This is a genomic window from Lacticaseibacillus boliensis, from assembly GCF_054784775.1.
The window spans coordinates 1-10,987 of the sequence record NZ_BAAIHN010000050.1 but is presented as its reverse complement, the minus strand read 5'-3'; the positions used below and the strand labels follow the sequence as shown (position 1 = coordinate 10,987).

12 protein-coding genes are annotated in these 10,987 nt (G+C 49.9%); all 12 read right to left on the bottom strand.

Going from position 1 to position 10,987, the window contains the following annotated elements; all coding sequences use genetic code 11:
- Positions 1-260: 260 nt before the first annotated feature.
- The 12 genes from ACYVRB_RS13390 to ACYVRB_RS13335 all read right to left on the bottom strand — a co-directional run bounded on the left by ACYVRB_RS13390 (position 261) and on the right by ACYVRB_RS13335 (position 10,804).
- The gene (locus ACYVRB_RS13390; RefSeq protein WP_461215946.1) at positions 261-479 is read right to left on the bottom strand and encodes an IS3 family transposase; all 219 of its coding nucleotides are present in this window, start codon (positions 477-479) and stop codon (positions 261-263) included.
- Positions 480-591: 112 nt separating this feature from the next.
- Positions 592-1,203 (bottom strand): IS3 family transposase, encoded by a 612-nt coding sequence (locus ACYVRB_RS13385; protein WP_461215945.1) that lies wholly within the window; start codon positions 1,201-1,203, stop codon positions 592-594.
- On the bottom strand, positions 1,200-1,724 hold the full coding sequence (locus ACYVRB_RS13380) for a helix-turn-helix domain-containing protein (protein ID WP_461215943.1): 525 nt from the start codon (positions 1,722-1,724) through the stop codon (positions 1,200-1,202). Before ACYVRB_RS13380 ends, ACYVRB_RS13385 begins: the two co-directional genes overlap by 4 nt.
- Positions 1,725-1,801: 77 nt before the next feature.
- A complete protein-coding gene (locus ACYVRB_RS13375; RefSeq protein WP_461215941.1) occupies positions 1,802-2,725 on the bottom strand; it encodes a conjugal transfer protein in 924 nt (307 codons plus the stop codon).
- Positions 2,722-3,255: a hypothetical protein gene (locus ACYVRB_RS13370; protein WP_125751764.1), complete on the bottom strand. Its 534-nt coding sequence runs from the start codon at positions 3,253-3,255 to the stop codon at positions 2,722-2,724. Before ACYVRB_RS13370 ends, ACYVRB_RS13375 begins: the two co-directional genes overlap by 4 nt.
- A gap of 9 nt (positions 3,256-3,264) precedes the next feature.
- Positions 3,265-4,260: a bifunctional lytic transglycosylase/C40 family peptidase gene (locus tag ACYVRB_RS13365; protein WP_125582114.1), complete on the bottom strand. Its 996-nt coding sequence runs from the start codon at positions 4,258-4,260 to the stop codon at positions 3,265-3,267.
- Complete coding sequence (locus tag ACYVRB_RS13360) at positions 4,257-6,359, bottom strand: CD3337/EF1877 family mobilome membrane protein (RefSeq protein WP_125582116.1); 2,103 nt, start codon at positions 6,357-6,359, stop codon at positions 4,257-4,259. Before ACYVRB_RS13360 ends, ACYVRB_RS13365 begins: the two co-directional genes overlap by 4 nt.
- Positions 6,346-8,811: a conjugal transfer ATPase TcpF gene (tcpF, locus tag ACYVRB_RS13355; RefSeq protein ID WP_125582118.1), complete on the bottom strand. Its 2,466-nt coding sequence runs from the start codon at positions 8,809-8,811 to the stop codon at positions 6,346-6,348. Before tcpF ends, ACYVRB_RS13360 begins: the two co-directional genes overlap by 14 nt.
- A complete protein-coding gene (locus ACYVRB_RS13350; RefSeq protein WP_461215939.1) occupies positions 8,795-9,187 on the bottom strand; it encodes a conjugal transfer protein in 393 nt (130 codons plus the stop codon). Before ACYVRB_RS13350 ends, tcpF begins: the two co-directional genes overlap by 17 nt.
- A gap of 61 nt (positions 9,188-9,248) precedes the next feature.
- Complete coding sequence (locus ACYVRB_RS13345) at positions 9,249-9,746, bottom strand: antirestriction protein ArdA (RefSeq protein ID WP_461215938.1); 498 nt, start codon at positions 9,744-9,746, stop codon at positions 9,249-9,251.
- A gap of 3 nt (positions 9,747-9,749) precedes the next feature.
- On the bottom strand, positions 9,750-9,971 hold the full coding sequence (locus ACYVRB_RS13340) for a hypothetical protein (protein ID WP_461215937.1): 222 nt from the start codon (positions 9,969-9,971) through the stop codon (positions 9,750-9,752).
- A gap of 98 nt (positions 9,972-10,069) precedes the next feature.
- Positions 10,070-10,804: a DNA-methyltransferase gene (locus ACYVRB_RS13335; protein ID WP_461215936.1), complete on the bottom strand. Its 735-nt coding sequence runs from the start codon at positions 10,802-10,804 to the stop codon at positions 10,070-10,072.
- Positions 10,805-10,987: the final 183 nt, after the last annotated feature.

Sequence of the window (10,987 nt, the reverse complement as noted above, 5' to 3'; positions counted from 1 at the left end):
CGGAATCCGCTCAGGTCCGACGCCGGGCGGCTAAAGCGTCGACGCCGACTAACTCACCAACTTCATAGATAACAGGCTTTCATACGCCGGATCGGGCCAGGTGGCTAACTTGTTCTTGCAATTTGCGAAAGTTTAATTCTATCGAAGCTTGAATATCTTTCTTAGGTTGTATAGCTTGCATTCATTATGTATAAAAAACGGCACGCCGAATTTTGCAGGTTTGATGTGAACCCATGAGGTTGGACAATTAAATAACTTGGTTATGCAGCCTCTTGAAGGGCAAGTTGTCGATACGCAATCGGTGACTTGCCCTTTAATCTGCTCTTGATACGACGATTGTTGTAGAACTCGATCCATTTTCGCATTGCTGACTCTAACGACTCTTTAGTGTCATAGTGCTCATCCATCATCTCTGCTTTCATGATACTGAAGAAGGATTCCATTTCAGCGTTATCGAGACAAGTTGCTTTACGCGACATGCTCTGAAAAACATGATGTTCTTTAAGTGTCTTACGCCAGTGACGATGTTGATATTGGAAGCCTTGGTCAGTATGTGTCAAGGGCGGTTTTGAAATGTAGTTTTCCTACATTTTATGACTGACATCGACAAGTATGTACTGTCGTTCGATATGGAAGTGCAGGAATTTGATCTAACGCCTCTTTCAGTGGCTTTAACGCAAACTCAACTGTTGGATAATCACTGATGTTATAGGCAAGAACCTCACCCGAAAACAGATCAAGGACCGGTTCTAGATAGATTCGCTCGGTTTGAGTCATCATGCCATACCGGAACTCACTGACATCAGCTACTAACTTTTGATACGGTCGATCAGTGACGAAGCGACTATGAATCAAGTTCTTTGCGATCCTACCGACCGTGCCTTTGTATGAGTTGTACTTGCGGTGACCACGATTGTTGTATTCTGCCAACCACCCATGCTCTTTCATAATTCGGAGTACACGTTTGTGATTGACTACAAATCCTTGTCCACGAATGGCATCAGTGATACGTCGATATCCATACTTCTTGGTGTACTTAGGATCAGTTAAACGAATTTCATCAATAGCTTGAATAACCGGGGTATCCAACTCTTTCTCAATTTTAGGCTTAACCGCATAGTAATAGCTACTGTGCGACATACCCACTACTTTGAGTACAAAGCTCAAGGACTTGTCGAATGTCTGCCTTAGCTCGCCAATCACTTCTGCTCTTTCGCTTGCCGTGATTTCCGCCGGGCTAAGGCATCGAGTTTTTTTAAGTATTCGTTCTCGATTCTTAATTTGAGATTTTCATCTTTCAAAGTCTTTAATTCTTGTTCAGATTTACTCAGCTTTGGAGTGGGTTTCTTAGTTTTGCGCTTGGTCACAGGAATAGCCTTCTTTCTCTTGGAGACCAAGCCTTGAGCTCCATCGCGCTCGAACGCCTTAACCCATTGCCAAATAGTGCTAGGTGACGAAAGATCAAAGTGTAAGGCGGTTTCTGGGTAAGAGGCTTGGTGTTGTTTCATCCAGTGTAATACGCGGAGTTTGAACTCTCTAGTATATTCAGAATGAATAACACGGCTTTGAAGTCCAAGGACACCAAAGCGCTCGAAGCGATGAACCCAGAGAAGAACCGTTTCTGGCATTGCGATATGAAACTGTCTCGCAACAGTAGTCGAACCCATACCATTGAGATACGCGGTGACGGCATCAATACGAAGATCTAGGTCAAATTTGACCATAAGAAAACCCCCAGATTTGGATTGTTGTCCAAACCTGGGGGTTCACATCAGTTTGCCGTTTCTTCATGTTTTGTTTTTTATATTCCTGTGATAATAATCCAATTTTTGTTGTTCTTTGATATATTCAGTCTGTACTGTGACACCTGATTCATGTCGCTTTCAGTGTCGAGATACTTCACGGATAATGTGACAGTCAGACCGCTCTTGGTCCTCTTAAAGACTGGGTCTAACAGTTCCACGAACTTAAGGCTGCGTTCGATTGGTCGTGTACCGTCCTTGACGTAATACTTGAGTTCGTTGCGATCACTTTTCGGATACAAAGTGAAGAACGTCTTGAGGAACTTAGTTACGTCATCTGCGGTGGAGCTGTCTACCGAGTTGTCAGACTGTGTATCAGGTAGCTTGATTCGTGCCGTCGATGGTTCAGCGGCAATCGTTGGGTTCTTGGTGACCACCATATCGCCGTTGTCGTTTTGCATAACGTTGATGGTGTAGGTGCTAGTCACGGTTTTCTTGTCTTTGCCTTTAGTGAGGTCTTGCTTCACGGTAAATAGTACACGGAACGTATCTTTAGCTGTCTTGCTTACGTCCCAGACCTTGACTTCACTCACTGTGGCTGTGGTGGGAATGTCACTACGCACCGTATCTGCGTTCAGCGATTGCAGTTGCTCCACAAGATACGGCTGCAAGGCTTTCTGCCGCTGATCTAGTGATTCGTGGCTGGGTTGCCACGAATAGTAGAGCTTGGCAAAGTCGGTGGTGAAGGTCGCCAAGGCGTGCGTGTCAATCACCTTAGTCTTGATCACTTGAACTTCATGCACCGTGTGGGTGTCGATGGCGGTCATGTTCTTGTAGACACCGAAACTGGTGCTGCTGATTAACACTGCCCAGCAAAGCAGTGTGACCGGGCTGCGCAGACCATGGTGCTTAATTTTAGGCGGTTTTGGGGCGGCTGGCTTCTTCTTGAACCAGCCTTTCTTTTGGGCTTTATCTTTACTCAAGGTTCATTCACCTTGTCCTTTCTAATTTCGTAGCAGCGGTAAAAGTCATCGTAAATATCGAGAAAGCGCACGAATAGGCGTTGAAGCGAGATCCGCTTGTAGCCCTCATAGTCAGTTTCGATATACTGACCGAGTTCACGGTCGTTGTTGAAGTATTCTTCGGCCAAGTAGCGTTCGCGGTCGAGGATATACTTACGGTCTTCTGGTGCAAACACCTTGCCTTTGAGCCATCGATCAACGGCCACTTCATGCGCGACGGCAAGGCGATACTCACGCCGGTGCCCGTATTCCATTTCCGGCATTCGGTCAACGAAGCGGTCAAGGACGTGGCACAGGTCGTCGGTATTGGGCAAGCGTTGTTTAAAGAATTTGATGCGTTCCCACTCGCCTGACGCAAAGTCGAGTTCCTTGTTGCGTAGTGCGCGATTATCACCAAATTTTAGATCGACATGTGCCTTTTGCAGCGCGTCGTCGTAGGTGTTGGTGATGAGATCCATCCAGTCAAAGTAGCTGATACCGTTTTGATTCATTATCGTCACCTACTTCTTCACGCGCCCAGCGCCGATCAGGTGGGCTTGCCAATAGCTTGAGTTCAAGTCGGCATAGCCGAGCGGATCGCCGGCGTTGTACATCTTCATGCCGCCAACGTAGATCCCAACGTGGGTAACGTAGTCGGCAGTGTCATAGGTTGAGTGGAAGAACACTAAGTCGCCGGGCTTGGCGTCTTTGATGTTCAGGTGTGCCGTGGCGTCGTATTGTGCTTGTGCGGTGCGAGGAAGTTTGATCCCAGCTTTGCCGTAACACCAGCTAGTCAGCCCTGAGCAGTCGAAGCCCGTTGTTGGCGTTGAGCCGCCGAACACATAACGAGTGCCTTGATATTTGAGCGCTTCGTCCATGATTGCTTGTACCGTTTTGTCGTCGAACTTCGCGCCACCTGTGACGAGGTATTGCGAGATAACCGATAGGTAGTACATGTTTCCATAGGCATAGCGCCAACCGTCTTTGGCTACTGCGTTGGTGTAGGTGACTTTCTTACCACCAGACTTTTCTTTGGCAAAAGCCGTTGCCAGCTCAAGCGTGTACTTTTTGCCGTGCTTAGCAACGTAGTCGATAAAGCCGCCACCATAGTTGTAGCTTTGAATCGCAGTGTTAAGATCCATGCCCGCAGCTTTCATGCTTTTCAGCAGCGACGCGAAATACTTCACTCCTTGCTTGATTGATGCTTCGGTATCTAGCGTATTGACCGGTAGTCCCAGCGATTCACTAGCTTGCATCACGTCGCCGCCTTTGCCACCAGATTCAACCTGCATGATGGCGAGTATCACCATTACCTGGTCTGAAATGCCGAACTCTTTACAATACTTTTCGACCGTCAGCTTATGCTTGTAAACTTCAGCGGATAAGTTCATCGCGTCGGCTGTGATCGCAGAGGCAGGCTGATCTTCGTCATCATCAGAGGCAATGACCGCAAAGAACAGACCGCCAATCAACAGTATCGGGAGTGCGGCAAGAGCTAAACAGCGCCATAGTTTCATCGCTTCTTATGCCCCTTAGCCTTTTTGATCCGCTGTGGCTTTGGGGTGCGTGGCTTGGCCGGCTTTTCGGAAACGAGGGTCAGTGGCTTCTTGAGTCTATTCGTTGGTGGGGCTGGTTCTTGGTGCGGTTTTATGGTGGGGTCTGCTTGTGCTTTCGTGACTGGCCGCGGAGGCCGAGTTGAAGTTGGCTTCGTGGCAGAGCGCTTAGGTTGCCCACTGGTATCAGTTTGTTCGGGCTTTGGTTTGGTAGGTGTGGCAGTTGTCGGCTTACGAGTTGGCTCAACCGGTAGCTTGGTAGCCGTTGGTTTTGGCTTTGCAGGATCAGCTTTCGGCTTGATTGCGAGCTTGCGTTCTTGCATTTGCTTACGCCGTTGGTCAAGCTGCTTGTCACGTTCCTGCTGATTGGCTTCACGCCGACCCTTGAAGCTATCCTTCGCAGTTTCGGCGGCCTCCTTAGTCAGTTGCTTACCACGATGCAGACCATATAAAACGTTGGTTGGTGCGTCCTTCACCTGATCAAGGCCACGTTTAGTCTTGTCCTTGAGCTTGTTACCGACATCGGAAACATCGGCGAGTTTCTCACCCAGACGTTGGCTGCGTGGCTTCTTAGGTTGTTGCGGCTTGGCAGCGTCCGCGGTTTGCTCGCGTTGCGTGCCAGCGGGAAGTTGTGGTGTTTGCGGCATTCCGCGACCTTTCCCATAGCCCCGCGACAGGAAGCGTCCTGCCATTGCACCACCCATTGCACTACCGACGAACTGCCGAAGCATGCGGTTGCCACGACGCGAGAAGCGTTGTGCGCCTTGCTGGGCGTCAGAGCTGTGGAGCTGCATCATGCCCATCAAGTCGCCGAGTTTCATCCAAATACCCGCGAAGATGGTGACTTGCAGGAAGGCCACGAGGAAGAACGGTGAGGTGGCCGATAATCCGTAGACCATTGCCGATAGCGAGAATGCCATCGTGATCACCAGCGTCACGCCAACTCGCGTCATGATTGTGTTGAACAGCTTCATGATGTTTTGTTTCATTAGCCCGTTAAAGGACGGCAGCATAGCGAGTAAGAAAGATATTGGCAGGAACGTCGCGTAGATGATAAAGAGTATCTGGCTGAACAGCATCATTGCCGTCAGGAAGAAGACAAACAAAGTGATTGCGATATTGAACAAGACAACAAAGGTCGTAGTGCCCAGCCGATTGATGGTCATGGTCGGCGAGAGGTTCTCGTTGTCATTGTCTTCAATTTCAGCTTTTACCACGTCTGTGCGAGTTTTACCCTTGTCCCCGAATGGGTTAGTCTTCATCAGGTTGTTTACGCGGTCTTTGCCTACAGCATCGGCGTCGCTGTCACCGAACTGCAAAAGTGTCCATGGCTGCTTCACCTGAATTTCAAACAGGGTGTCACGAATCGCATCGACGCCAGACTTATCAGTTGCGGTATCAGTGCCCATGATCATCTTGGAGCCGGTGTTGAGGGCGCTAGTGCTGATGTCTGAACTGAATTCGTTAATCTTGCTGACATAGTCCGGGGCGTAGGCAATAAAGCTGGCTGACGTAATGAAGATCACCACAAAGTTCACGATTGCCGAGATAGCTTTCGAGGTTTCGCGCTTGATGATACCTGTATACGCGACGTAGATACCGACGACGAGTGTGATCATCAGGAGCAAGCCCGGGTAAAAGCCGTCAGTGGTGAAACCATCTTTTGACACCCCAGCCAAGAGCTGCATATTCTTCCCAATCGCGTCAGACGTATCTTTGATGAAGTCCAGCGAGTAGGCTTGCTGAATCAGGTAGCCCGCAGCGTTTGAGAGGTAGACAGAGAGCGTCCACAGAAAGTTGGTAATGGCATACAGACCGTAGTTCACAGACTTGCCGATGCCGTCGCCCCAATTCCAAGGCAACCAGTCCCAGCTAGTATCGACGAAGTAGTCGAGCTGGTAGTGCGACAACGGGTACTTGGAATACTCGTTAGTGCCGCCAGATTGATCGTCGACCAGTCCCGCTGCGTGTACCGGCTGCCCACCGGCAAGTATCAGTACCAACATGAATGCCGCGACAACACCGAGGAACAGCAGAAGCCGCCGACGGTTAGCTTTCGTCATCAGCGATCACCTCCACGGGTTTCGGTGGCCGGGTGTCAAAGGCGTGGTGTAGGTGTTCAAAGATATAGTCGAAGTGCAGCACACCGACGTGTCCCCAAATGTCTTGGAATAAGCATTCCCCATTATCTAGTGACCGAAGCCGGTTCTGATTACCCTCGTCTTCGGCATCGAGACCAAAGAAGTTGAGGGTGTTTTTGATTTCCGTGATGTCGGTGCTACGGAACGCGAATTTTTGGGCGATGTTGTTCTTCATCTTTTCGTCGAGCAAATCGTCTGCATTTTGGGTAACGAGGTAAACCCCGGCGTTCATCGAGCGACCCTCACGAATCAGTTTCATGGACAGCGCCTTACCCTGTGCCACGTTCAAGAATGCCCAGGCTTCGTCCAAGTCCACAATTTTGAACTGGGCGCGGTCTTGATGGATGAAGTCGATCGCGAACGTGCTGATTATCATGAGCATGGCGACCGATAGCATTTCAGCAGTGATATATTCTTCCTGCGTCTTGTCGGCGTCCGGTAGTACCAAGTCTGCGATTTGCACGATGTTGATTTTGCGATCAAGCGCGATCGTTCGGCGCGCGGTCCCGTCAGAGAACAACAATGCCGCAAAATCATAGTCCGTAAAGGATTCGATATGATCGGCAATGTTGCGCGCAATAGGCGTGTCTTCGCGGCGGAGTTCATCAATGACTTTCAACAGTCCCGGTTCGGGTGCTTGTGTTACCGCGCGAATCGCTTTGCGCAGCGTCGGGAAGCGGTCGGCGTCACGGCTTGAGATCCCCGTGAGGAAGGTCAGGGTGTCAACAGCCAACGATTCCGAATCTTTCAAGTTGGACAAGATGATATAAGGATCAAGCAGCCCACGGTTTTGTTCCTCACTGGTCAGATTGACGATGTTTATCTCGTTGTCCATGAAGTCTAGGTTTTCTGCCCACCCAGTACGCTCTGACTTCGGATCAAGAATCAGTGCCTGTGCCCCGTAAAGAACGGCGTAGTAGACAAGTAAGTTGTTGGAGAAGGACTTACCACCACCCAGTGAGCCGAGGAAGGTGGCGGATAAGGCATTGGTAACAGTGCCTTTAATGCCTTGCGCCGCAATATCTGGCTGCAAGTAGACGTTGCGTCCGGTGTCCACGTTGTACCCGATGTAGATGCCTTCTTTTTCGCCGAGCGATTGTGTCGCACCAAAGCCTAGTGAGGCGATGAAATCGCTGGTCACATATTGAATATAGTCGTTGATGTAGCGCTTCGAGGCAGGGATAAACTCACCGTGCAGTCCCAGCATGTCGCCAAATGGTCGCACGAGCTTGATGTTGAGGCTGTCGTAGAAGTCAAGTAGCTGATCGGCACGGCGCTTCATTTCATCTTCGGAACGCCCAGCTACGCGAATGACATAGCTGATCTTGTACATGGCGTCCTTAGTCTGATCAAGGTTGCTTTCAAGTTCATCGACCGAATCTAAAGCGTCGCTGACGCCGCGTGTCGTTTCGTTGCCGGACTGGTAGGCGTGTTCGTCCAAGTCCTTGAGTTCCTTCTTCTTGTTGCGTACCTTGGTCAGCGCCTTCTTGTTCGTCACGATTTCAACGTTTAAGCTGGTGTCGATTGGAAAATCGAACTGACTTTGCTGGAAGTAGAAGATTTCACTGCCGGGAAACTCCAATTCACCAACAATGTCGGAAAGCGTCAGGTACGTCACGTAACTGCTATCCAGCCCGTGGGTGATCTTGATCGAGCGTTGGTGCTGCTCAATCAGTGAGCGGGTTGGCTTGATCAGGTCATAGCGCTTGATGATCGTGTCGCGCTTAGACTTCTTGCGAGGTAAGTGGTACTCATAGTCGTCGTAGTCCTGCCCCGTCATACCATAGAGGTGTTCGAGCAGATAGCCGAAGTCGTTCTTATCCAGCGGGCGGACTTTGAAGCGGCGGCCAATTTTTTCGGCAAGGAACTTAGCGGACTTGGCGTAGCGTTCCACCTCTGCGTTGTTCATGGTGAAGAAGTCACCAGCGAACGTTGTGTTGAACTCGGCGAAGAAGTCCCGAATGCCTAAAGCCATATCCTTGAAGATTGACTTGGCAGTTACCTCTGCGTCGTTCAGCAACAGCTTAAAGCCGATGAAGAAGCGATAGTCCACTTGGTTGTCACCGACGTTTTCGGTTAATGCTTCGGCTTGGCCGTCGATGTGCTGGAAGGCGATGTCTTTCAGCGACCCCTTGACCAACTTCTTCGAGCGGTCGAGAGTGTCCCGAACACTGGCTTCGGTGGCGAGCTGCAATAAATGGAGCTTGCCGTCGCGATTCTGCGAGATTAACTGCCGGAAGTTCTCGTGGACTTGTTGTTTCTGTTCAGGGCTTAGAAACGAGTAGTTGTACGGGATCAATTCAAAATAGGCAAAGCACTCGCCGTCAGTGTTCCAGACGAGATTGTCTTCGATATACTTAATTGGAAATTTCATTGTGGTACCTCCAAACGTAGGTCACAGCAGCGGTTTGTTTCTCTTTCTGCGACTTCACAGGCTTACCGGCATAGGTGAGCTTCGGGGTAATGGCATAGTTGATCACCGACCGCAAGAACCCCATCGGCTTCTTGTTGTCGAAGGTCTTTTGGCTCATGAACCACGTTATCCCTGCAGGAATGCCGACATATTTGAGAAACGCGCCGTCGATGAACGATAGTGGCGGCAAGTCGCCCAGCAGCATGACTGCAAACAAGCTGACGATGAACCACGTCATTTGCGTAAACGTGATCGGGAACGGTAGCTGCAAGTCGTTGATGGCGTACAGCACCTTTTCCACCGACCAGATGCTGGTGTAGGATCTGACTTTCTTCATGTGATCTCCTTTCGTAGTGAGATAAAAAGGCTGACGCCTTTTGCAGCGCCAGCCCAGAGAGTTAGTCTAATAATTGGTAGATGCCGTAAGGTGTTTCAACGAAACCTCCTTCAATTTCGAGGTCACGTCCAACCTTGGCATAGTCGATATAGTTTTCGACTTGTGGCGGGATGTCGCCAAACCAGCCTTCATCAGCTAGTTCTTCGGCCAACTCCGCCATGTTCGCAACGTGATAGCAGGCGATGTCATCCTTGTGTGCAGCGAGTTCGACCACGTTGTCGTACCATTCGCCGATAAGCTCTTTGATGGCCGGGTAAATCTCGGTGCCTTTCAATGCTTCAACGGCTGCGGCAGCCTCGTTGATCTCACCAATCGTTGAATACTCACTAAAGACAACGGGGCCTTCGTAGTCCTGAACCATGTATTCTTCGTACTGGTCGTTTAGTCCTAGCTTTTCAGCGAGTTCTTCGTTGTTGATTGGTGGCGTGAACCATGCACCGATGATTTCTCCCTCATTGTATTTGCCAAGATTGGCAATAAAGACTTTGATGTCGTCCATAGGCTAAGCCCCCATGACGCGGTTGAACAAGTTCAATAGCACGTCTTTGACCCCAGCAGTGTTGAACACCAACCCGACGGCAATGATCGCGATGACGAGAAAGCCGATGAGCTTGGAAAACTCGCGCTTGAAGCCCAAGTAAACACCGATAATGGCAATCGTCATCAGCACCAAGCTCTGGGCGTTGGAAGTGAACCAATTAAACAAGTTTTGTCCGAAATTCATAATAATCATCCTTTGATTTTTAGTTTTGTGACCAGGTCTCCTTTCAAGATTGCCGCTGTTTTGGCGCGGTCAGCGGCGACCAGATCAGAGGTAACGGATCAGAAAAGTTCGGTTTGAGTTGCGTGGTGGTGCTTGATGCGATCAAGTGCACGCCGCCAGTATTCTTCGCTAATCTCATAGCCGATGAAGTGACGGTCAGTGTCCATTGCGGCAATCGCAGTAGTGCCAGACCCCATGCAGTTATCCAGCACGATCTCACCGGGCTGGGTGTAAGTCTTGATGAGGTAGGCAAAAAGATCGACGGGCTTTTGTGTCGGGTGCCAGCCGGTGCGATCAGACTTGTAGTTGAGCACGTCAGACGGGTAGTTTGTCCACTCTTGCGTGTAGCTATCGGGAGCGTTCCACGGGTGCAATTGATTGGAATTTTCATACTTACGCGAGTTGACGGTTTTGTTATAGGGGAGCAGTCCTTGGGGGAAGTAGTTCATGCCTTTGGTATCGGGGGAGTTACCAAAGTTGGCCGTACCCGACTTGGAGAAGACGAGAATCTCCTCGAAACGGGATAAGGGGCGGTTCTTGGCATTGACGAAGTTGGTGACAGTATTCTTGATCCAAACCCACTTGTAGCGATACAAGGCCGGATTTGATTGTACTAAGTCCGCAGAGAACCGTTCAGTTGCGGTGAGTACGATGGCGCCTTGGGGCTTGATGAGCCGTTCGTATTGACCCCAGAGGTGGGCAAACGGAATCAGCTTGTCCCAAGCGTTGGCTGTGGTGCCATACGGCAAGTCGCACAGGATCATGTCGATGGAGGCTGTCGGTAAGTCCGCCATACCTTCCAGACAATCGCGATTGTAGATGACGTCTAGTTCGATTGCGTTGATACTCCCCTGGATTATTCATAGAATTTCAAAAAAGCAGCGCAATCCCATGATTCACACGGGACTGCGCTGCTTTGGTGTTTCACCCATTGGGTGCGCCTATATGCTAAGGTTGAGTCGACGAAAACCATCACG

Excerpts from the sequence above, each read along its gene's own strand:
- ACYVRB_RS13390 (WP_461215946.1), bottom strand. The coding sequence starts at position 479 with ATGTCGCGTAAAGCAACTTGTCTCGATAACGCTGAAATGGAATCCTTC.
- ACYVRB_RS13380 (WP_461215943.1), bottom strand. The coding sequence starts at position 1,724 with ATGGTCAAATTTGACCTAGATCTTCGTATTGATGCCGTCACCGCGTAT.
- ACYVRB_RS13370 (WP_125751764.1), bottom strand. The coding sequence starts at position 3,255 with ATGAATCAAAACGGTATCAGCTACTTTGACTGGATGGATCTCATCACC.
- ACYVRB_RS13365 (WP_125582114.1), bottom strand. The coding sequence starts at position 4,260 with ATGAAACTATGGCGCTGTTTAGCTCTTGCCGCACTCCCGATACTGTTG.
- ACYVRB_RS13360 (WP_125582116.1), bottom strand. The coding sequence starts at position 6,359 with ATGACGAAAGCTAACCGTCGGCGGCTTCTGCTGTTCCTCGGTGTTGTC.
- tcpF (WP_125582118.1), bottom strand. The coding sequence starts at position 8,811 with ATGAAATTTCCAATTAAGTATATCGAAGACAATCTCGTCTGGAACACT.
- ACYVRB_RS13350 (WP_461215939.1), bottom strand. The coding sequence starts at position 9,187 with ATGAAGAAAGTCAGATCCTACACCAGCATCTGGTCGGTGGAAAAGGTG.
- ACYVRB_RS13345 (WP_461215938.1), bottom strand. The coding sequence starts at position 9,746 with ATGGACGACATCAAAGTCTTTATTGCCAATCTTGGCAAATACAATGAG.
- ACYVRB_RS13340 (WP_461215937.1), bottom strand. The coding sequence starts at position 9,971 with ATGAATTTCGGACAAAACTTGTTTAATTGGTTCACTTCCAACGCCCAG.
- ACYVRB_RS13335 (WP_461215936.1), bottom strand. The coding sequence starts at position 10,804 with ATGGCGGACTTACCGACAGCCTCCATCGACATGATCCTGTGCGACTTG.